The sequence below is a fragment of the Pseudomonas sp. NPDC047961 genome, assembly GCF_050272435.1.
In the GTDB taxonomy this organism is placed as follows: Bacteria; Pseudomonadota; Gammaproteobacteria; order Pseudomonadales; family Pseudomonadaceae; genus Stutzerimonas.
This window is the reverse complement of sequence record NZ_JBNNMD010000006.1, coordinates 105,333-126,626: the sequence shown is the minus strand read 5'-3', so window position 1 is coordinate 126,626 and position 21,294 is coordinate 105,333. Positions and strand designations below refer to the sequence as shown.

19 protein-coding genes, 3 tRNA genes and 1 pseudogene are annotated in these 21,294 nt (G+C 57.5%); 14 read left to right on the top strand and 9 right to left on the bottom strand.

Features of this window, described 5'->3' with window-relative positions:
- Positions 1-12: 12 nt before the first annotated feature.
- Positions 13-1,884, bottom strand: coding sequence for a sigma-54-dependent Fis family transcriptional regulator (locus tag ACQKIK_RS18925; RefSeq protein WP_499137095.1), 1,872 nt, complete (start codon positions 1,882-1,884; stop codon positions 13-15).
- Between the two features lie 221 nt (positions 1,885-2,105).
- On the opposite strand from ACQKIK_RS18925, the gene ACQKIK_RS18920 reads away from it, so the two are divergent.
- The 6 genes from ACQKIK_RS18920 to ACQKIK_RS18895 are packed head-to-tail and all read left to right on the top strand — an operon-like array spanning position 2,106 to position 8,025.
- Complete coding sequence (locus tag ACQKIK_RS18920) at positions 2,106-3,188, top strand: ABC transporter ATP-binding protein (protein ID WP_499137094.1); 1,083 nt, start codon at positions 2,106-2,108, stop codon at positions 3,186-3,188.
- 10 nt (positions 3,189-3,198) lie between these two features.
- Entirely contained in the window at positions 3,199-4,296 is a 1,098-nt protein-coding gene (locus ACQKIK_RS18915) for an ABC transporter ATP-binding protein (RefSeq protein ID WP_499137093.1), read from the top strand.
- Positions 4,293-5,156, top strand: a complete 864-nt coding sequence (locus ACQKIK_RS18910; RefSeq protein ID WP_045427499.1) for a carbohydrate ABC transporter permease — start codon at positions 4,293-4,295, stop codon at positions 5,154-5,156. The genes ACQKIK_RS18915 and ACQKIK_RS18910 overlap by 4 nt, the downstream gene beginning before the upstream one ends.
- Positions 5,157-5,169: 13 nt before the next feature.
- Positions 5,170-5,970 carry a carbohydrate ABC transporter permease gene (locus ACQKIK_RS18905; protein ID WP_045427497.1) on the top strand — a complete coding sequence of 267 codons (801 nt, stop codon included), beginning with the start codon at positions 5,170-5,172 and terminating at the stop codon, positions 5,968-5,970.
- Positions 5,971-5,979: 9 nt separating this feature from the next.
- Positions 5,980-6,252 carry a DUF2160 domain-containing protein gene (locus ACQKIK_RS18900; protein ID WP_045427494.1) on the top strand — a complete coding sequence of 91 codons (273 nt, stop codon included), beginning with the start codon at positions 5,980-5,982 and terminating at the stop codon, positions 6,250-6,252.
- Between the two features lie 42 nt (positions 6,253-6,294).
- The gene (locus ACQKIK_RS18895; protein WP_499137092.1) at positions 6,295-8,025 is read left to right on the top strand and encodes an ABC transporter substrate-binding protein; all 1,731 of its coding nucleotides are present in this window, start codon (positions 6,295-6,297) and stop codon (positions 8,023-8,025) included.
- 84 nt (positions 8,026-8,109) lie between these two features.
- Here the strand turns inward: ACQKIK_RS18895 and folD are convergent, their stop codons facing one another.
- Positions 8,110-8,964 carry a bifunctional methylenetetrahydrofolate dehydrogenase/methenyltetrahydrofolate cyclohydrolase FolD gene (gene folD, locus ACQKIK_RS18890; RefSeq protein WP_045427489.1) on the bottom strand — a complete coding sequence of 285 codons (855 nt, stop codon included), beginning with the start codon at positions 8,962-8,964 and terminating at the stop codon, positions 8,110-8,112.
- Positions 8,965-9,235: 271 nt separating this feature from the next.
- Between folD and ACQKIK_RS18885 the strand changes: the two genes are divergently transcribed.
- From ACQKIK_RS18885 to ACQKIK_RS18865, 5 genes are all read left to right on the top strand, one after another.
- Positions 9,236-9,312 (top strand) — tRNA-Arg (locus ACQKIK_RS18885).
- A gap of 29 nt (positions 9,313-9,341) precedes the next feature.
- Positions 9,342-9,417 (top strand) — tRNA-His (locus tag ACQKIK_RS18880).
- A 46-nt stretch (positions 9,418-9,463) separates the two neighbouring features.
- Positions 9,464-9,548: transfer RNA gene (locus tag ACQKIK_RS18875), tRNA-Leu, on the top strand.
- Between the two features lie 720 nt (positions 9,549-10,268).
- On the top strand, positions 10,269-10,652 hold the full coding sequence (locus ACQKIK_RS18870; RefSeq protein WP_499137091.1) for a DUF2513 domain-containing protein: 384 nt from the start codon (positions 10,269-10,271) through the stop codon (positions 10,650-10,652).
- 20 nt (positions 10,653-10,672) lie between these two features.
- Positions 10,673-11,170: a hypothetical protein gene (locus tag ACQKIK_RS18865; protein ID WP_499137090.1), complete on the top strand. Its 498-nt coding sequence runs from the start codon at positions 10,673-10,675 to the stop codon at positions 11,168-11,170.
- A gap of 8 nt (positions 11,171-11,178) precedes the next feature.
- On the opposite strand, the pseudogene ACQKIK_RS18860 reads toward ACQKIK_RS18865, so the two are convergent.
- A pseudogene (locus ACQKIK_RS18860) lies at positions 11,179-11,973 on the bottom strand (phage portal protein); the annotation flags it as partial.
- A gap of 429 nt (positions 11,974-12,402) precedes the next feature.
- On the opposite strand from ACQKIK_RS18860, the gene ACQKIK_RS18855 reads away from it, so the two are divergent.
- Positions 12,403-13,260: an isocitrate lyase/PEP mutase family protein gene (locus ACQKIK_RS18855; protein WP_499137236.1), complete on the top strand. Its 858-nt coding sequence runs from the start codon at positions 12,403-12,405 to the stop codon at positions 13,258-13,260.
- Positions 13,261-13,666: 406 nt separating this feature from the next.
- Positions 13,667-14,575, top strand: a complete 909-nt coding sequence (gene bla, locus ACQKIK_RS18850) for a class A beta-lactamase (RefSeq protein WP_499137235.1) — start codon at positions 13,667-13,669, stop codon at positions 14,573-14,575.
- A 395-nt stretch (positions 14,576-14,970) separates the two neighbouring features.
- Here bla and ACQKIK_RS18845 read toward each other — a convergent pair whose 3' ends face one another.
- Positions 14,971-15,468, bottom strand: a complete 498-nt coding sequence (locus ACQKIK_RS18845; RefSeq protein ID WP_499137234.1) for a hypothetical protein — start codon at positions 15,466-15,468, stop codon at positions 14,971-14,973.
- A 157-nt stretch (positions 15,469-15,625) separates the two neighbouring features.
- On the bottom strand, positions 15,626-15,997 hold the full coding sequence (locus tag ACQKIK_RS18840; RefSeq protein ID WP_499137089.1) for a hypothetical protein: 372 nt from the start codon (positions 15,995-15,997) through the stop codon (positions 15,626-15,628).
- Positions 15,998-16,208: 211 nt separating this feature from the next.
- On the opposite strand from ACQKIK_RS18840, the gene ACQKIK_RS18835 reads away from it, so the two are divergent.
- The gene (locus tag ACQKIK_RS18835) at positions 16,209-16,535 is read left to right on the top strand and encodes a hypothetical protein (RefSeq protein WP_499137088.1); all 327 of its coding nucleotides are present in this window, start codon (positions 16,209-16,211) and stop codon (positions 16,533-16,535) included.
- 738 nt (positions 16,536-17,273) lie between these two features.
- On the opposite strand, the gene ACQKIK_RS18830 is transcribed toward ACQKIK_RS18835, so the two are convergent.
- From ACQKIK_RS18830 to ACQKIK_RS18815, 4 genes are all read right to left on the bottom strand, one after another.
- Positions 17,274-18,239, bottom strand: coding sequence for an XdhC family protein (locus tag ACQKIK_RS18830; protein ID WP_499137087.1), 966 nt, complete (start codon positions 18,237-18,239; stop codon positions 17,274-17,276).
- Between the two features lie 226 nt (positions 18,240-18,465).
- Entirely contained in the window at positions 18,466-19,158 is a 693-nt protein-coding gene (locus ACQKIK_RS18825) for an RES family NAD+ phosphorylase (protein WP_241531043.1), read from the bottom strand.
- Positions 19,152-19,556 (bottom strand): antitoxin Xre-like helix-turn-helix domain-containing protein, encoded by a 405-nt coding sequence (locus tag ACQKIK_RS18820; RefSeq protein WP_499137086.1) that lies wholly within the window; start codon positions 19,554-19,556, stop codon positions 19,152-19,154. The genes ACQKIK_RS18825 and ACQKIK_RS18820 overlap by 7 nt, the downstream gene beginning before the upstream one ends.
- Positions 19,557-19,666: 110 nt before the next feature.
- Entirely contained in the window at positions 19,667-21,133 is a 1,467-nt protein-coding gene (locus ACQKIK_RS18815) for a lipid II flippase MurJ (protein ID WP_499137085.1), read from the bottom strand.
- Positions 21,134-21,294: the final 161 nt, after the last annotated feature.

Here is a 21,294-nt window from a genome sequence, read left to right as displayed (position 1 = left end):
TGGCCAACGCGCTTATGTCGGGTACAACCCTTCGGCGCGCAAACGCTTGTACAAGGTGTTGCGGCTCACACCGAGATGGCGGGCCAAGTGCGAAACGTTGCCGCGACAGGCTTCGAACTGAGCACGCAGAGGCTCATTAGCAAGCATTGGGAACGGCACTGTTTCGCTTGTCGAGGCGGAGGCCCCGGTTCTACCTTGAGCCGTCAGGCTTACGTCCGCATCGGCAAGGAAATCATCTGGTAAATGTTCCACTCGGATCGGTTGGTCCTGGGCCAGCGCTAGCGCGACCTGCACAACGCTGCTCAGCTGACGTATGTTTCCCGGCCAAGGGTGGCTGTCGAACAGGCGCAGCACTTCTGGACTGAGACCGGCCCACTGATGTGGTTCGCGGTGCTGTTCCCATACCCGTTGGAAAAGGGCGTGCTTGTCATGACGCGCGCGGAGCGGGGGCAATTCGACGCCGAGGCCGCTGACCCGGTAGAACAAATCCTGACGAAAGCGACCCTTTTCCACTTCCTGGCGTAGCGAACGGTTAGTTGCGCAAATCAATCGAAAGTCGACTGAATAGGGCTCACCGCCGCCCAGCGGCTGGACGCTGCGCTCCTGCAGGACACGCAACAGACGCGCCTGCAAACTCAGCGGCATATCGCCGATTTCATCAAGGAACAGCACACCACCATCTGCTTTGCGGATCAGGCCCAGGCTGCCTTTCTGGTGAGCGCCGGTGAATGCACCTTTTTCGTAGCCGAAGAGTTCGGACTCGATCAGCTCGCTGGGAATCGCTGCGCAGTTCACGGCTATCAGCGGGGCGTTCGCTCGTGAGCTGGCCGCATGCAATGCTTTGACCAGCACTTCCTTTCCGACACCCGTTTCGCCGTTCACCAGAATCGGAATGTCTTTTTCGAGCATGAGCTGAGCCTGGCGAATCACCTTATGAACCTGCGGATCGCCCTGATCGATGCTCGCCAGGTCGATGACATGTTCCGGTCGGCTATCCGGTGTCCGAAAATCACGGGCCTGAATACGCGGCTTCTGCGGGCGTCGAACAAGGCCGTGAAAGCGATGATTGCCCGCTGTCCGCAGCAGCAGCGGCTGGTCCTCGGGCTGGCTGAGCAGCTGCCGCAGCGGGACGTCGAACAGCCTGTCGATGCGGCTACGAGTAAGCGCCAAGCCCAGCAAATTGTCTGCACGTCGATTGGCTGAAACGATCAGCCCCGACTCGTCGAAGACCAACAGACCGGCCCACTGACTATCAAGATTGTCCTGGCCGGTGTTGAACGTCAGCTGGAAATAATCATCGCGGAACAGATTCAAGATCAGCCTGTTCTCAACCGACTGGCTCATCATTTTGACCATGCCAAGCGTGTGCGATGGCGGGAGGTAGCTGTCGCTGGACACGTCGAGCACCGCGATCAGCTGGCGTTGCGCGTCGTAAATGGGCGACGCCGCGCCGGACAGATATCGGTTGGCCTGGAGGAAGTGCTCGTCACGTTGGATGTGCACCGCCTGCCCGCTGGCCAGTGCGGTGCCGATCGCATTGGTTCCGGTATCTCGCTCCATCCAGCTGGCGCCCGGCTTGAATCCGCGTTGCTGCGCGGGTTCGACGAAGCGCCTGTCACCCCAGGACTCAAGCAACTGTCCGCCGCTGTCGGCAAGCAGAATCAGGCAGCTCGAATTCGAAAGGATGTTCTCGTAATAAGGCAGCACTTCACGCTGCGTGGTCTGGACCAGGTTCCGCTGACGTTCCAGCAGGGCATTGACGTCTCTCTCCGCGGGGTCGCCAAAGCTGGGGATGCTGAGCGGGTGTAGTCCGTAGCGTTCGCAACGGCTCCACGAGCCTTCTACCAAAGCCTGGTGTGAGATGGGCTGGGCTGGGTTGGCCATGTCGCCTCTCTATCGCGGTACGTTCTTGTTGTTTTTGGTGTTTGTCACCGTCGGTGCCATGAACAGTCTTGTTCATTTTTGTTCACTGTCAATGTTCACAACTGTTCATTTTGAACACTTAACAACAGCGGCCTGCACAAAGCGCCACGGGCTAGAGCGGTTTAGCTTAGCTGGCATGGATATCGCTCTGAATCCTTCCATAACAACTAGAAGGATGCGGCATGTCCCTCACCCTGGAACACGTCACTAAAACTGTCGATGGCCAGCTGCATATCGACGACGCCAGCCTCATTTTCGAACCTGGCTCGTTCAATGTGCTGATCGGTCGAACCCTGTCGGGCAAGACCTCGTTGATGCGACTCATGGCGGGGCTCGACAAGCCGACTCGGGGGCGAATCCTAATGAACGGCGCCGACGTAACCGGGGTTCCGGTGCGCAAGCGCAACGTGTCGATGGTGTACCAGCAGTTCATCAACTATCCGACGTTGACCGTGTACGAGAACATCGCTTCGCCGTTGCGACAGGCCGGATTCAGTAAAGCCGAGATCGAGCGCAAGGTGCGCGAAACCGCCGAGATGCTGCACATCGAAGCCTTCCTGAAGAAACACCCGCTGGAACTCTCCGGGGGGCAGCAGCAACGTACTGCAATGGCCAGGGCGTTGGTCAAGGACGCTGACCTGGTCCTGTTTGACGAGCCGCTGGTGAACCTTGATTACAAATTGCGCGAAGAGCTCCGCCAGGAAATGCGTGAGCTGTTTAAAACTCGCCGCAGCATCGCAGTGTATGCGACCACGGAGCCGAATGAGGCTTTGGCGCTAGGCGGAACAGCAACCGTATTGCATGAAGGTCGAGTAATTCAGAGCGGGCCGACGTCGGAGGTGTATCACCGTCCCAGCCAGGTGCTCAGTGCCGAACTGTTCTCCGAGCCGCCGATCAACCTGCTGTCAGGGCGAATCGCGGCGAACGAGGTCAGTTTTCAAGACTGCATGCATTTCCCACTTAACACCGATCTGAGCGGGTTGGACAAAGGTGAGTATCGCTTTGGGATCAGGCCCAGTCATATCGGGCTGGTGCCTTCTAACGATGATGATTTGGAAGTGTCTGGCACTGTCGAGCTGGCAGAAATCAGCGGTTCTGAAACCTTTCTCCATGTGCGGAACGAGCACCTCAGCTTGGTGCTGCACCTGCAAGGGGTTCACGACTACCACGTCGACTCGCCCATCCGGGTCTACATCCCGACTCACAAGTTATTCGTTTTCGATGCTTCGGGCCGTCTGGCCCAGGCACCGGCTCGACGTGCCTGAGGAAATCGTTATGGCAGAAATCCGTTTGCAGAATCTTGCTCACAGCTATAACAGCCAACCCCAGGGCGCTGCTGACTATGCGATCCGTGAGATGGACCACGTGTGGGAGCAGGGCGGCGCTTACGCGCTGTTGGGGCCCTCAGGGTGTGGCAAGTCCACCTTGCTCAACATTATCTCGGGGTTGCTCAGCCCGTCAGAGGGAGAGGTGCTGTTCGATACACGCAAGGTGAACACGCTAACGCCGGAGCAGCGCAACATCGCGCAGGTTTTTCAGTTTCCGGTCGTCTACGACACCATGACCGTCTTCGACAATCTGGCCTTCCCGCTGCGCAACCAAGGCATCGCCGAGGCGCGAATCACAAGCAAGGTTCACGAAATTGCCGAGGTACTCGACCTCCATCCGCTGCTCAAGCGAAAGGCTCACAACCTGACTGCGGATGAAAAGCAGAAGGTCTCAATGGGGCGCGGGCTGGTCCGAGACGACGTGTCGGCGATCCTTTTCGACGAGCCGCTCACAGTCATCGACCCGCATTTGAAGTGGAAGCTGCGGCGCAAGCTCAAGCAGATCCATGAGCAGTTCAACATCACCATGATCTACGTCACCCACGACCAGCTCGAGGCTTCGACCTTCGCTGACAAGATTGCGGTCATGTACGGCGGGCAGATCGTCCAGTTCGGCACGCCGCGTGAATTGTTCGAGCGGCCACAACACACCTTTGTTGGTTATTTCGTGGGCAGCCCGGGGATGAATCTGATCGAGGTGGATGCTCGGGAAGGCGGGGTCGGTTTCGGTGATCTGCATCTGCCGCTGCCGGGTGCGCTGGCTGCACGACTGCCGGAATTAGCATCGAGTCGCCTGCAGATTGGCATCCGTCCTGAGTTCGTTCAGGTCAGCGAGGAGCCGGGTGCCGGTGGGATGCAGGCCGAGGCCGTGCGAGTCGAGGACCTGGGTACATACAAGATTCTTACGCTTCGTCTGCAAGGGCATCTGATCAAGGCGCGTCTGCCTGAGGATCAAGCGGTGCCGAAAGGCCAGGCCTGGGTGGGCTTCCCGGCACAGTGGCTGATGCTCTATGCCGATGATCGGCTGGTTGAGGTGCTGCCATGACCAAGACGCATGACAACCGCGCGTGGTGGCTGGTCCTGCCGGTTTTCCTGCTGGTGGCTTTCAGTGCCATCCTGCCGATGATGACCGTAGTGAATTACTCGGTGCAGGACATCTTCGATTCTTCAACGCGATTCTTCGTTGGCGCGGATTGGTATCGGCAGATACTCAACGATCCTCGGCTGCACGACTCACTGCTGCGGCAGTTTATCTTTTCGGGCTGCGTACTGTTGATCGAGATCCCGCTGGGAATCGCGGTCGCGTTGGCGATGCCGACCCGTGGCCGCTGGGCGTCGCTGTGCCTGATCGTGATGGCGATTCCCCTGCTGATCCCATGGAACGTAGTTGGGACCATCTGGCAGATCTTCGGGCGTGCCGATATCGGCCTGCTGGGTTACGGCCTCCGCGAGCTGGGCATCAGCTACAACTACGCCTCCAACACTCGGGACGCCTGGCTGACGGTGCTGGTTATGGATGTCTGGCACTGGACGTCCTTGGTCGCGCTGCTCTGCTACTCGGGCCTTCGGGCCATTCCGGATGCGTACTACCAGGCGGCTCGTATCGACAGGGCGTCCGCCTGGGCGGTGTTCCGCTACATCCAGTTGCCGAAGCTGAAAAGCGTGCTGCTGATCGCTGTAATGCTGCGCTTCATGGACAGCTTCATGATCTATACCGAGCCGTTCGTGCTCACCGGCGGTGGACCGGGCAACGCAACGACCTTCCTCAGCCAGACGCTCACCAAGATGGCGGTCGGGCAGTTCGATCTCGGCCCGGCAGCGGCGTTCTCGCTGATCTACTTCCTGATCATCCTGCTGGTGTCCTGGCTGTTCTATACCGCCATGACCCACGGCGACCAGAAATGAAAGGGGGCCGCTGATGAACCTGCGCAAGCGAGTGGTATTGATCCTCTACATCGCGTTTCTGATGGTGCCGATCTACTGGCTGATCAACATGTCATTCAAGAGCAATACCGAGATCCTCGGCGGGCTGACGCTCTGGCCTCGCGACCTTACGCTGGCTAACTATAAGGTCATCTTCACCGATCGAAGCTGGTACAGCGGTTACATCAATTCGCTGTATTACGTGTGCCTGAACACGATCATCTCGCTAACCGTGGCGTTGCCGGCGGCCTATGCTTTTTCCCGATTTCGTTTTCTTGGGGACAAGCACCTGTTCTTCTGGTTGCTGACCAATCGGATGGCGCCACCCGCCGTCTTTCTGCTGCCGTTCTTTCAGCTTTACTCATCGATTGGGTTGTTCGACACGCACATCGCTGTGGCGCTCGCTCACTGCCTGTTCAATGTGCCTTTGGCTGTCTGGATCCTTGAGGGATTCATGTCCGGTGTGCCCAAGGAGATCGATGAAACGGCGTACATCGACGGTTACAGCTTTCCGAAGTTCTTCGTGAAGCTTTTCATCCCGCTGATCGGCTCGGGCATCGGCGTTACTGCGTTCTTCTGCTTCATGTTTTCCTGGGTCGAGCTGCTGCTGGCGCGCACGCTGACTTCGGTTGACGCCAAGCCGATCGTTTCGGTGATGACACGAACCGTCTCGGCATCGGGAATCGACTGGGGCGTTCTGGCCGCCGCCGGTGTGCTGACTATTCTGCCCGGCATGCTGGTGATCTGGTTCGTCCGCAATCATGTCGCCAAGGGCTTCGCCCTTGGGCGCGTATAGGAGTCGCTCATGAGCTGGATGGCATGGACCGGGCCGACCGCGGCTTTCTTCGCCGTCATCGGTGTACTGCTGGCGCTGATGAGCGCCTGGGAACTGAGGCGACCCTGCGTGCCGCGCAAGGGCTTCCTGCCTATCGTTACCACCCGTGGCGATCGGCTGTTCATTGGACTTCTGGGCAGCGCCTATTGGCATCTGTTGCTGATAGGGCTGACCGACTGGAGCATCTGGATAGCGTCCGCGCTGTCTCTCGTCTGGTTGTTTGCAGTGATGCGCTGGGGTTGAGCCTTTCGGCTCACCCCTCCGAAAAACCCAAAGGAGGTGTTTATGTTCGAGAATAAAAACAACACCCGACATGGCATGGCGCTCGCGGCCTTGCTGACGTTGTCCGGCATTTCTGGATCGGCCTGGGCCGACGCCTATGAAGACGCGGCGAAGAAATGGATCGAATCAGAATTCAACCCGTCGACCCTCACGCCTGAGCAGCAGATGGAAGAGCTGCGCTGGTTCATCAAAGCCGCCGAGCCGTTCCGTGGCATGGAAATCAACGTTGCTTCGGAAACCATCACCACGCACGAATATGAGTCCAAGACCTTGGCGCGTGCGTTTAGCGAGATCACCGGCATCAAGCTGCGTCACGACTTGATGCAGGAAGGGGATGTTGTAGAGAAGCTGCAGACCCAGATGCAGTCGGGCAAGAACATCTACGATGGGTATATCAACGACTCTGATCTGATCGGCACGCACTTCCGTTACGGCAAAGCAGTTGCGATCAGCGACATGATCGAAGGTGAAGCCAAGGACTACACGCTGCCAACACTTGATCTGGATGATTTCATCGGGATTTCTTTCACCACGGGCCCGGACGGCAAGCTCTATCAGTTGCCAGTCCAGCAGTTCGCCAACCTCTATTGGTTTCGCGCCGACTGGTTCGAGCGGCCTGAACTGAAAAAGCAGTTCAAAGAGCGCTACGGGTATGAGCTTGGTGTGCCAGTGAATTGGTCTGCTTATGAAGACATTGCCGAGTTCTTCAGCAAGCACGTCAAGGAGATCGACGGGCAGCGTGTTTATGGCCACATGGACTACGGGAAGAAGGACCCGTCGCTTGGCTGGCGCTTCACCGATGCCTGGTTCTCCATGGCGGGCGCCGGCGACAAAGGGCTTCCAAACGGTTTGCCCGTAGACGAGTGGGGAATTCGTGTTGAGGACTGCCATCCGGTTGGCTCGAGCGTTTCACGCGGCGGTGCCACAAACGGCCCGGCTGCGGTCTATGCGACACAGAAATATGTCGACTGGATGCGCGAATACGCCCCGCGCGAAGCCCAAGGCATGACCTTTTCCGAGGCGGGCCCGGTGCCGGCGCAAGGCAACATTGCTCAACAGATTTTCTGGTACACCGCATTCACGGCCGACATGACCAAGCCGGGTCTGCCGGTGGTGAATGAGGACGGCACGCCAAAGTGGCGGATGGCGCCGTCGCCGAAGGGACCATATTGGGAGGAGGGCATGAAGCTCGGCTATCAGGATGCAGGATCCTGGACCTTCCTCAACTCGACTCCGGAGCAGCGCCGTCTGGCTGCATGGCTCTACGCGCAGTTCACCGTGGCGAAAACCGTGTCGCTGAAAAAGACCCTGGTGGGGCTTACCCCGATCCGTGAGTCGGATATCAACTCGGACGCCATGACCGAGGCTGCGCCAAAACTGGGTGGTCTGGTGGAGTTTTACCGCAGCCCGGCGCGAGTGCAATGGACGCCGACCGGAACCAATGTGCCGGATTATCCGCGTCTCGCACAGCTCTGGTGGCAGTACATCGCCGAAGCAGCCAGTGGTGACAAGACCCCTCAGGAGGCTCTGGACGGGCTTGCCGAAGCGCAAGACACCATGATGGCGCGGCTGGAACGAGCTAACGTGCAGCCTAAGTGCGGACCGAAGCTGAACGAGCCGCGGGATCCTGAGTATTGGTTGAGCCAACCTGGTGCGCCGAAGCCCAAACTGCAAGATGAAAAGCCCCAGGGGCAGACCGTCAACTATGACGAACTGATCAAGTCTTGGGAGTAGAAGAGGTAGTGGGCTGTACCGGGTAAACAAAACGGCACCCGAGGGTGCCGTTTTGCGTGTTGTTTGCCTTAGTCGCTGCGTAGCTTAACCGTGCAGATGTTCAGCGGCATGCAACGTGTTTTCCAGCAGACAAGCCCGGGTCATCGGACCCACACCGCCTGGCACTGGCGTAATCCAGCTAGCGCGCTGCACGGCGACATCGAACTCGACATCACCGACGAGCTTGCCGTCAGCTTGGCGATTGATGCCCACGTCGATCACGATCGCGCCTTCCTTTATCCAGTCACCTTTGACCAGACCGGTTATACCTGTCGCGACCACGATCAGATCGGCACGTTTGACGTGGTCAGCCAGATCATGAGTAAAGCGATGGGTGACGGTGGTCGTGCAGCCTGCCAGCAATAACTCAAGCGCCATAGGTCTTCCGACGATGTTGGACGCACCCACCACAACCGCGTTTAGGCCATGCAGATCGACGCCAGTGCTATCGAGCAATGCCATGATGCCTTTCGGCGTACAGGGGCGGAGCAGCGGCATACGCTGAGCGAGACGGCCAATGTTGTAGGGATGGAAACCATCCACATCCTTGTCGGGGCGAATACGTTCGAGCAGTTGCGATGCATCCAAATGCTTAGGCAAGGGTAGCTGCACGAGAATGCCGTCAATCGACGGGTCGTCATTAAGCTGATCGATCAATCCCAGCAGTTCATCCTGGCTAGTTGAAGCGGGCAGGTCATGAGCGGTGGACTTGAACCCTACCTCCTCGCAATCCTTGCGCTTGTGCGCCACATAGACCTGAGAGGCCGGGTCCATGCCCACGAGAATCACTGCCAGGCCAGGTACTCGTAAACCTTGCTTGGATCGCTCGGCAACTCGGCCCGCGATTTGCTGGCGGACATTGGCAGCGATCTGTTTACCGTCGATCAGTTTTGCGGTCATGACGCGTGGTTAACCATCGAGAAGGACTGAAAAAGGACGCGCATTCTCGCACGACGGCACCGTTCGGCAAAGGCGACACGGGGGAGGATTCCCGTAACTCCTTTACCAGGCTGAAATTTTTTTGGTTTTGCTGTTGACGATGTTAAGGCAGGCCATTAAGATTCGCCCCGCTTGTCGAGCACAGCTTGCTGCTGGGTAAGACGGCTTTTGAGGGGCAACCCCTTCACTGGCCGGAGCTTGAAGTCTGCGCTCTGATCGAATGCAGATAAAAGCGCCCGTAGCTCAGTTGGATAGAGCATCCGCCTTCTAAGCGGATGGTCGCAGGTTCGAGTCCTGCCGGGTGCGCCATTCCGGTTGGTACAAGCAAATGCAATATGGTGGGCGTAGCTCAGTTGGTAGAGCACAGGATTGTGGCTCCTGCGGTCGTGGGTTCGAACCCCATCGTCCACCCCATATTCCGAAACGCCAGGCGCAGCCTGGCGTTTTCGTTTAGAAGTTTGCGGACGTGGTGAAATTGGTAGACACACCAGATTTAGGTTCTGGCGCCGCAAGGTGTGAGAGTTCGAGTCTCTCCGTCCGCACCATCTAGAACGTTGAAAGCCCCGGATTCCGGGGCTTTCGCGTATCTGGGGTATGGCAAAAGCAAGCGTGACTATTCCCACAGCGTTCCCATGAAAGGGTGCGCGTCAGGTCAAAAAACCAGATTTTCGAGCTGTAGCCACGATTTCGTCTGACCCAATAAAACCGGGTAATTTTGGTAAGGTCGAATTCTAAGTGGCAAAAAGTCCAATCGTTTCAGCGGCTTATCAGGATTTGTTGAAGGTAATAATAGGGTGCTAAGTAGGTAATCGAATTACCTAAAGTAGTGGTCAGGTGGTCGATTTACTAAACCCTTTAAAATCAGTCACTTGCAAAAAATTACCTTTTGCCTTACCTAAAATTACCTTTCGAGGTAAGTGCTCCAGCCCAGCAATTACTTGGCTTTCAGCCGGTTAAAATGGGCTCCTTACCAAAATTACCCGTTTGCAAAATTGGTTTAGAAATCTGGGCTCCTATGCGCCCCTATGAAAGGCGCACCTTCGCAGGGTTCCGCAGGTATTCCTTCTGCGCCGATCACCTCGCCAGCGCTACCACCGGGCCGGGCAGGCCATGGTGCGGGGGTGCAGGGGTGCAGAAAAAGAGACCTATTTAGCCCGCAGGTGAGGTGGGGGAACAACGGCGCGCGCCGGATGCGGCATGAGGCTACTAGCCCAGCGCTCGGCGGAGTGATAGCGTTTCGCTTTCGTCTAGGTATGGAACGACGCATGCAACGCGACATGGATTTGATTCGGCTGCTCTTGCTCAAGGTCGAGGCTTTACCGATCCCGGTAAACAGCATGGGGGTGCTGCGTGAGGCTGACCTCGGTGACCTGGAATTTAGCCATGAAGAGATCGCCTATCATTGGAATCTGATAGTTGAAGCAGGATTAATCGAGCAACCGGGAAACACTCCAAAAGGCCTACTGGCTGTTCGGCGACTGACTTGGAAGGGGCATGATTTCGTCGATTCGGTTCGGGACGATGACGTTTGGCAAAAGACGCGCAAGGGTGCGCTTGCGGCTGGAGGAATGAGCATCGACCTAGTCGCGGACCTGGCGAAAGGGTTCATCCGGAAAAAAGTTGCTGAGCTAACAGGAATCGAGCTGTAACAGCTCTGGCAGGAGGACAGATGGATTCTGAATTGATAGGCGCGGTAATTGGGGCCAGCGCTGCTCTGATTGTTGGCGTCGGCTCCTTCATAGGGACGATCTACAACGCATCCAGGCAACGCCGACAGGACCGCGAGGCAACCAACGCAGCGATAGTAGCTGAGGTCAGTGCCCTTGCATCGGTTATCGAAAAGCGGATGTACAGGGAGAGTTTGGAAGCTGTAGCGGTGGAGCTCGAAGCTACCAACGAGGCCTACAGCCTGCACGTACCGGTGCCTGCCCACTATTGCCGCGTCTATGAAGCGAATGTGTCGTCAATAGGTCTTATGCCGGCGGAACAAGCCAAACAGGTTGTTCGGTTCTACCAGTTGATCGATAGCGTGATAGCAGACGTGTCGAAGGGTGGCGCGATAGCTGAGGGCACGAACGATCCGAACGTTTTTCGAATCGCGCGCGATTTCCTAAACGAAGCTGTAGTTCTGGCGGCAACGATCGAAGGCGGCCCAGCCAGGGGCTAGCGCCCACATTACGCCTTCGCAGGCAACTCAAACTCCCTAAACCGCACCACCTCTTCCCCGACCCACTCATTCACCTAAGCCAGCCTCGCCTGGATCGGCTCAAGCTCGTTGACGGCCCACACCTCGGCGGCCTCGCGCAGCGAGCCGAACCCCCCAGCGTTCTGCGGGACGATGCCCATCAGCTGAGGCGGAATCCGGAGCGCGGCCAGTAGATCGTTGCGGCTGATGTTCTTGATCGAGCCGAACTCATCCTTCGCCGCCACCTCGCTCACCGGCAGCAGCTGAATGCCGTCTTTCTTGCCGCCCGGTGCGTACATGAACAGGTTGCGGAAGTTGCCCGGCCCCTTGGCTGATTTCAGCGCGGTGCGCAGGGCGTCGACGTCTTCTTCCTTCTGCGCCGCGTCGGTCATGTACATGATGAATCCGGCGTGTGAGCCGTTCTGGTAGTAGCGCCGGCGAAAGAGTGTGGCCGACTCGTTGAGCAGCGCCGACTGCAATGCCGACAACCATTCCGGCAACCCGTAAACCTCCTGGTTGATATCCTCCTCGCGCAGATGGCAGATCGTGCCGGCCTTGAACTCGTGTTCATCCTTCCAGCCGCGCACCTGGTAGTAGGTCTCCAGATCGGCCCCGCGCGTCATGTATTTGGGCAACGTCGGTTGCAGGCTCAGCGCTTGGCCGAGCATGTTCTGCCGCCGCTCCAGATACGCATTGCCACACCACAACCAATCCAGGGCGAACTGGCCAAACGCCTGCCGGCTCAGCAGCTTGTGCGGAATGAACGTCCGCTCAAGCATGTCTCTACCGTCGACGCGTCGAGGAAAACTGAACTCCGTGGTCAAAGCCAATGTAAAACGGTCTATGAGCACGATTGGGTTACCCATGGAAACGACCGATCCATATCGCATGAAAACGGCTTCCTCGGACGACAACCAGACGCGGGTTTAGATGGAGGTGTGAGCAGGAATGGAGGCATGTCCACAGCGCTTGCCAATCGGGCGGCAAAAACCCAGGGCGGATCAGGCGGGGTCATCGACCTGCGCGATCCGGCACGACGAGGCAAGCTGCCTATAATCACTGGAATGGTTAAGGTTCGGGGTGTCGGCCGGCGGTTGATGGCTCAGTTGGAATCCCTCGGTATCAAGACGACTTGGGACCTCGCGCAGTATGACCCGGCGTCCCTGCGTAGACAGTTCTCGGTGGTGCTAGAAACGCAAAGAGAGGTAGCTGTTATGGCCAAACTTACCGTCGAACAGAAGTGCGAAGCGTTCTGGACGCTACATGAGTCCGGGTGCTTTGTGCTTCCGAATCCGTGGGATGCAGGCAGCGCGCAACTGCTCGCCGGCATGGGATTCAAGGCACTGGCGACGACCAGCTCCGGCCATGCCTGGTCCTGCGCAAAGCCCGACGGCTCAATGCAGCGCGACGCTGTGCTGGACTATATACGGAGCATCGTCGAGGCCACTGATCTGCCTATCAATGCGGATTTTGAAGACGGATTCGGCGAATCACCCCGCGATGTGTTCGAAAGCGCACAGCTTGCGGTGGCGACCGGGGTTGCAGGCTTTTCCATCGAGGATTCGACAGGGGAACCGTACGCACCTGTCAGGAATATGCAGGAGGCGGTCGAACGTGTCTGTGCGGCACGGGATGCTATTGATGCAAGCGGCTCCAAGACGCTCCTGGTCGCTCGTGCGGAAAACTTTTTTGTTGGCCGTCCCGATCTGCCGGACACCATCAAGCGACTGCAGGCCTACGCCGAAGCCGGTGCCGACTGCCTTTACGCACCCGGGATCAAGACGCGTGACGACATCGCTGCGGTCGTCTTGGCCGTGGCGCCCAAGCCGGTCAACGTACTAATTGGCTGGAACAGTGACCTGACGGTTAAAGAACTGTCAGCCATGGGTGTCAGGCGAGTGAGCGTTGGCGGTGCGTTGGCGCGCGCCGCATGGAGCGGCTTTTACAGCGCGGCCCAAGCGCTGAAGCATGGCCGGTTCGATGCGTTTTCAAGTTCACCTACCGGTAGCGAGCTCGACGAAGTGTTCCGGGGCGCTGCTCCAGCAAAGAGATGTGATGAACGACACCGCTGACGGGCGCGACCAGTCGATGACGCAGGAAGGGTAACGAGGACCTGATATCAGCGTTTCAGGTCGGCAATGACGTCGGTGTCGATGCGTAGGTCAAGGGCCGCCCCTAGGCTCGTCGGACAAGCGCTTCACCTGTCCGGCGAACGGAGGTACGGGCAGAGCGAACCCTTGAACCCACCGCTGTACCAATACTCTTCGCTAAGGATCAGAGGAGCGTTTTGCTCCTATCATCCCTGGCCTCGCCGAGCTCCCGAAGGGCCGCCGGAGGCGTTAGTGCTCCCAGGGTTGTCTAGTCATAAGGCGTCGCGAATGTGCCTTGTCGTTCACCTGCCTGCCGTGGCGCTTAGGAAGAAACAGCTTGAACACTAAATACGTAACCAAGAAGCGCCTGCGACGCCACGCACTTTCACTGACTTTGGGAGCCGCTGTTCTCGTGAGCTCTAACCAGGCGATTTCGACATCCTCGTTCGGATTTGGCTCTGTCCTTACCGAGACCGTGGCCTCGATTGAAGCGCGCACCGGCGGCCACATCGGAGTCAGCGTCATTGCCTTGGAGAGCGGACAGTCTTGGAGCCATCGAGGCGACGAGCGTTTTCCAATTGCCAGCACCTTCAAGGCGTTTTCGTGCGGCCACCTACTTGCTTTGGCTGACAGGGATGAGATCAAGCTCGATACGCGCGTTCGTTTCGATGAAACGGATCTTCAGAGCTATTCGCCTATTACCAAGGATCGTGTCGGCAGAAGCGGCATGTCCCTTTTTGATTTGTGTAGCGCAACAACTTCGATGAGCGATAACACGGCTGCAAACCTCATTCTTCGCAACACCGGAGGACCGCAGGGGTTCACGACTTTCATGCGATCCATTGGGGATGCGGTAACCCGTCTAGACCGCTATGAGCCAGAGCTTAACGATGTCGGTCCTGGCGAGGAACGTGACACTACGACTCCGATGGCTGCCGCAAGAAGCTTGGAGACACTGCTGTTGGGTGACAGTCTCTCCACTCACTCCCGTGAGCAACTGAAAGCTTGGTTGATTAACAACAAAGTCGGCGGCCCCTTACTGCGCGCGAGTCTCCCAGAGGGCTGGAAAATTGCCGATCGCACTGGGTCGGGTGGCTATGGTTCGCGCGGTGTCATAGCCGTGATCTGGCCTCAGGGGAGCAACGCCCCGACCTCTGAACCGGTGATAGTGGCTGTGTATCTGACCGGAACGACTCTGACGCTGGAGGAGCGCGACGCTACCATCGCTGAAGTCGGCGCCGCGCTCGTTACAGACCTTAAAGCCTTAAAACAGCATTCATCAACGCAGCGACACTAACCGTCCCTAAGAGCATCGCGCATGCATGAACCGGTCTATGCGTGCCTGTATGGTTTCGCGGCGGTTTGCCTGCGCGCAGATTCACCGGGACATGACCAAGCCCCGCGCCAGCCGACACAGATTGAGGTCGATGTGGAACGGTTTCGTGTACTGGAGCAAGGAGAGGACTCGCAGTCATGTTATGGAGTTGCAGATACGGCAGATACCTGGCGTAGCCAAACGCGCGCGGTCTCGCAAGCGGGACACCGCGTTGTTGCACTCGGTATGCGCGGGTATGGTGAAACATGACGAGTCTGATCGACGCCTCGCACCGATCCGCTAGAGACTGCCGGCACGTTCGGCTTTGCGGCACGATGGCCGCAAGGTATTGCGGGGGAAGGTGGGGGCGTGCGCGGCTAGCTACGGGTTGCCGAGGTTCGCCGAGCGTTCTTCTTCTGCAGAATTAAGGAAGCTTCGTTGTAGGCCGTCTGGAAGGCGTCGCCGCCAACCCAGTTCAATGCTGTGTCTTCGTCTTCACCGTGAAATATCCCGCGATAGACAATCAGCAAGCCCATCATGAAGTCGACGGCAGCGTCCTCCGCTTCCTCGGCGACCACCAACTCCAGCACCGGGTATTGCAGGAACACGAGGCACATCGCTAGCAGGCTGATCCCTTCGGCGCCTCTCATCGCCTGGAACAGATCGTCAAAATGAGCCGGGTCGAAACCATTCTCTTCAATGTCTTTGAAGTCGAATGTGCTCAGGTCGATCTCGACATCATCGAACGGCTCATTGATCAACGGATTGGCCAGCAACGGATGCGGGAGATTAACCTTACCCGTCCCCGAACGGTTCTGCTGGGCCTTGACCTTAGCCCGCTGGGCGCGCTTTTGCTGCTTGTTAGGAGACGCCATCGTGGTGAGTTCCTTGTTCGATACAGCCATCTTCATGGTCCAGCGTGATTGGTCGCAAATTGTACCGAGTCTGGACTAGGTTCGTCGGCGAAGGAGACAAGCTTTCGCAATCCAAGCGTCCAAACGGGTGAGTCAGTGCTTTTCTGTAGCTCGAGGGTTACTTGATTTTCGCCCGCGTCGCGGAAATGATGAGTTTCACGCGTGCGGCTGAAAGCGCTTGCCCGATCAGCATTCGATCAAATGGATCTTTGTGTATGGGCGGAAGGGCAGCCGCTGCGATGCAATGTTGCCCTGTCATTGGCAACTCCCGGTAGTCGGCGTCCAGCAGTGCTCTGACGCGGGCTCGGCACGAGCCTACAGGAGAATCTTTAGAATCTTTAGAATCTTTAGAATCTTTAGAATCTTTAGAAGCTTTATCTAGCTGACGCCAATTCCACGAAGCACTGGCGAAAAGACGCACCTTGAAATCCGATATCAGCGGATCGGTTTTTAAAGCCAACAGACTTAAGCTTTCTTTAGAGGTGGTCATTCGTATCGGATGGTACTCGTGAATCCAAGGAACGACACAGTTAGCTGATCCCGTTCGCCAGCACCTATGAGCAGCTTGACGATGCTGTCTTGGAACCTTGCTTGCGGCACGTTTGAATAGCCAGACTCGAGCGGCGGCCTCAACCAAAAAAATCCGCTTAGTAAAAGATGACCATGTAGAATCCCGCGCCCCAAAAAGCAGGAGACACACATTGGCCATTCATCACTCCGTGTCCGAAGGAGCTGTGGCATGCGGACGCATCGGATCGAACCTGACCAGTACTCACGATTCAACCAAGGTTTCATGCAAACTTTGTCTTCGCACCCTTGAAAGAAGCGCCAGTGAGCCTGTGCGCAAAAGCCCAAGCCTCGCCGAACTCAGGGCCGCTGCAAAGAGCGCGAAGCATGCTAAAGCGATCGCCGAGCACGCAACGCCAACGCCATCGATATCGCCCCGTGCCGAATGGCATCAACGACTGGCGCAGTTACCAGGTCGAAATCGCCTTCCCCGCGGCGCCGCTCGCCAAGTCTATATCTAACTGAACAAGACGGCGGCTTCGGTCGCCGCTCACCTATAACTGAAGGCATCGCTAGGACAGCGCAACGCATTGTCCTGATGCGGGGTTTGCGAACGGTCGCGTACTGTGTCTAAAGCTGTAGCCAAGATGAATTGCGGTTTGCTCGCAAACCCGCCAGGCCCTACGCGATGGCCAAAAAAAACCGCGCCAGGAAGCGCGGGGAAGCAATGGTCGGTTCTGGAGAGAGGTTGAACATTGCAAGGCCATCATAGGCCAGCGCAGTGCCAAGCGACCAAGTAACAAGGGTGAGCGAGTTCTCAATTGGGAACCGCGATGCCTCTTGTGCAAGCGTGCCGATCGGTCTCTGCCCTCATCTGGGGGGAAGTCTTTACGGCTACATTTTGCAAATCATAGGACTATTACAAGCCATCGCACATAGAACGGCAAATTTGATTTGTCTAGTGAATTGGCGACGAATCTGTCTTAAAAAATGGTTGACAAGAAATTGTTATGCACATTGAGGCCTCGCTGTAGCATTTGTCATATCAAGCCGTTTCGTTTGTTTCGAGTAAATATCTTAAGTTATTGAATCTAAAGAACTAAAGAGTTCTGAGCAAAAACTCGTCGATCTGTTCGTAGCCCGCATCAGGCGGGCATTTGGCCGAGTAATTCAGACTATGTTCACAGTGTTATCCACAGCTTTTGTGGATAACACTCCGAACCCAAACGCGGTGGGGCTTGCAGCATTAATTTGCGCGTTTAAAGCGCTTCGCGCGTTTTGCCTCGGTAGACGCGCAGCACGTCGGCCATCACTGAAAGGGCGATCTCAGCCGGCGTCTTGCTGCCGAGGTCCAGCCCGATGGGCATGTGGATGCGCTCGATTTGTTTTTCGTCGAGCCCACCGACGCGCTGCAATCGCTCGGCCCGCTTGGCAGAGGTCTGGCGCGAACCCATGGCGCCGATATAAAACGCGGGGGTTCGTACTGCTTCCATCAGTGCGAGGTCATCAATACGTGGATCATGGGTCAGTGCGACCACGGCGGTGGCTTCGTGACACGCGCCGGACGCAATGAATACCGACGGCAACACTGGCTGCACTTCGATGCCGTCAATCAGCGTACCCTGCATTTCCTCGCGCGGGTCACAGGCAATCACTTCGCAGCCAAGCGCTCGGGCAAAGCTGGCGCACGCCTGTGCGACGGGGGATACCCCTGCAAGTAGAAGCCGAAGCGCGGGGCCGATGCGAATATCCACTTGTTCACCATTAAGGCAGGTCTGCTCACCGCCTTGGTCGGCCAGTAGTTTGGCGGCGCCAGTCGTCAGGTCTACTCGCCGCAGCAAGCGCTGCTGGCCTTGCAGGGTTGCCTGTAGCGTGAGCAGATGGGAGTGCCATGTGGGGTTCGGTCTGTGATGCTCCACCAGCACCTGCAGGATGCCGCCGCAGGGCAACCGTAGGCGTCGCCGGTCGTCATCGGTTTCGCCGTATCGAACGATCTGCGCGGGTGCTTGCAGTTCGCCCTGCGCCAGGCTGGCGAGGAACTCTTCCTCGACGCATCCGCCCGACAACGAGCCCACATGAGCGCCATCGGCCCGGGCTACTAGCAGCGCACCGGGCGCTCGCGGCGCCGACCCATAAGTCGACAATACGGTGCAAAACCATACCTCATGTTCGTCCGCCACCCATTGAAGCGCCTGATCGATTACCTGCAGATCAAGGTGTTGCATATCCGTCCCTCTGGCGATTCGGCGAGACTCAGCCGCCGTTATGGATCGGACCAGCCCGAAAGGCGTTCTGCTGCAAGGAGTTTGGGGGAGCGGATCGTGGCTGAGCCTAGGGGGAGGGCGTTACGGGCAAGCGAGTGGCTTTGCTCTTTTGCTCCAGGAGCGTGAAATTACCCCTGAGAGCAACCGCTTGGCTTGCACTTATTGAGCGATGGCTAGCTGGCGATGTTCAGATAGCGCTTATCGAGCTGACACTCGAAATGCCACCGTTCCAGACCATCTCGTAATGCTCGCTTTGGATGATCGAAATCACGGGCTTTGGGGTCATCAGTGCCCAGCAGTGTTGGCCCGCCTTGCGTACGGAGTGGTAGCGCAAACCGGGTGTCCGGTTTTTTCTCAGCAGGCGCCCAAAGCGATGGCTACTCGTATAGTCGTCCGGGTCGTAGAGCGGATCGGTCATCGGAATTAACGTTGCATCGAGCATTCCGGCCTCGTTGAAGCGGCACGACAAGCCTCGAAAAACAAAGCGTTCATAGCTCAGCCCAGGCACGTTCGACCAATAGCGGTTCTGGTGATGGCGAACTTCGGCAAGCGCGGTGTCCATCGTGCTGGCCAGATAAAGTACCCCATAGCTACCGTCACTGAACCGCGATCCAGCTGGGTTCACGTGGGTAAACGGCGCAGTGGCGTATGAGCAACCTGGTATGCCGAAGGGTATTTCCGACCGCGAGATCAGCTCCAGACGTCCAGTTTCGTTTCGTAGCCGCGGATTGGTCAGCGCTTGTAGTTGGTAGAGCGTTTCAAACTCGTCGGCATCGGCGACGTCATCGAACAAGGCGATGGGCGGAAACTTGGAGTTGACTAGCCGATAGGCCTGCCGTTGGGCATCAACCAGGTCCGGTAGCTGGCCCGGGTTCACCACTGCGCGCCTCGCAGGCTATCGATGCGACGGAACGATTCATATAAGGAAATCATGTCGCCTTGGGCCATGATTTCCAATGGGGAACGCCCGTTAAAGAATTCGTTGTGGTTGGCCATTGCCGCGAACCCGTAAACGTTTTCCGGATTGTCGAAGATCAGCCGGAGCGCGGCATGAATATTAAGAACGAAACTGATGCGTTGCATCTGGTCCGGGTCGAGGCTGACCGACCAAGAGGCGTCACCCGACTTTGCTCGGGCATGCGTGCTGCGTGAAATGCGCAGAATGCTGCAGGCTTGATCGGTGGTTGCCTGCCATCTTTCCAAGATATTTACCGCAGCCTTGAGGCCGCTTGCGCATTGATCTTTCGTAAACGCCTGTGCTTGAAAAACTGCTGCCATGGCTAACATGCTCAATCTGAGTCTGTAGACGCAAAGTTAGCACAGTTTGAATCTGCAGAAACAAAAGTTTGTGGCTAACTAGTCGTTCAACGGTTCTGCAGAAATAGCCGTCACGCCTTTTTCATAGACCAATAGGCTGGTTTAAATAGATCCCTCTCGCCGAGCAGCAGTACACCTATTGCGAAAGCACAGAGCACCAGCCCGATATACAGACACAACTGCAACAGCCCTTGCGGTGAGGGTAACCAGTGCAGCGCCGTTGCAACAGTAACGGCTGTGGCGATCCAGCGGCCGAGAACACCTGGAGCCAGGCCCGCCGGCGACGCGCGATAAACGTATAGCCCCATGAAAAGCGCCTGCAAGGTCACGCCGGCAGAGAACGATACTGCCAGGCCTTCGGCGCCATATGGACCGTAGAGCAGCGCATCGAGGCCGATCGTAAATGCGGAACTGACCAGCATGATCACCAGAAACAACCGTGCTTGATGCTGCGCTAAGAGCGCGCGTCCCCATAGCAGCGCTAAGCCCATCGCAGGGAGACCGAGGGCATACAGAACCACCAACGAGGCCGTGGCATCGGTTTGCGTTGCGCCGAACTGGCCCCGCTCCAGTAGCACCGAGACCACCGGTTGCGGGAATGAACAGAGCACGACGGACGCCGGAACCAGGAACAGCAGCGTCGCCAGCAATCCCTTGCGGATAACAGCAGCATGGCCGCTGAGGTCGCCATCATTCCAGCTCGAGACGAAGCGGGGGAAGAGCACCGAGAGCACGGACAAGGCGTAAAGCGTGAGCGGTATGGTGACGATGCGAAACGCAAACGACAGCATCGTGATGCTGCCTTCCTCCAGGTAGGAGGCGAACATTCGCTCAGCAAGAATGCAGGCTTGTTGCGCGCCAGCCGCTAGCAGTACCGGTGCGAACGCGAGACCGAAGCCACCTGCATGCCCCTTCGTCTCGACTTTGTTGCCTCCGCGCAGGTACGCGATACGCCGGTGCTGGACCAGAATCAACGTCAGCTGGGGCAGCAGCATGCCAATGAAAATCACCATGCCGGTGGGTTGGAACAGCAGGATGCCGACGATCGCGCCAGCGTTGAGCAGCACCGTCCGTGTCATCGGCAGGATGAACACCTCATCCATGTTCAGCAGTGCACCCTGGCAATACAAAACCGCCTGAACGGCGACCAGTACCGCGCCTACGCAGAATACGATCTGGCCGGCGGCAACCTGAGCGTCCGTCCAGCCGGGCGCCAGCATGTTCAGAAGCCAATAGCTTGCAATGATGGCGAGGGCACTCACGGCTGCGCCCATGAGCATGACCCGCCAATAAAGCCAGCGGCTGACGGCTTCAAACAAGGCTTCGGATTGGCTGCGCAGCTTTTGCAGGTACGGAATCATTGCGTCGCGCAGGGCGAGGCCGAGGAAGTTCTCGAAAAACATCGGCAGGATCAATGCGACGAATATCAGGTCCGCTTCCCAGCTCAGTCCGAAGGACTTGGCGATGAACAGGTCGCGTAGAAAACCCAATAGAAAACTGGCGACGGTTAACGCCAGGATGACCAGTGATGCGTTCATTCCTTGATCCTGTGCAGGCCATTATCGGACGGCCTGATAAATAGCGGCATATCCCATCGTGTGCAGGTGGTCCGGTACGCCACCCTTGTCAGGCACCGAGCGAACGGTACATAGACTGAATGGCTCAAGCATGGTTCCTGCGCCGGTGCTGCGCTTTATGC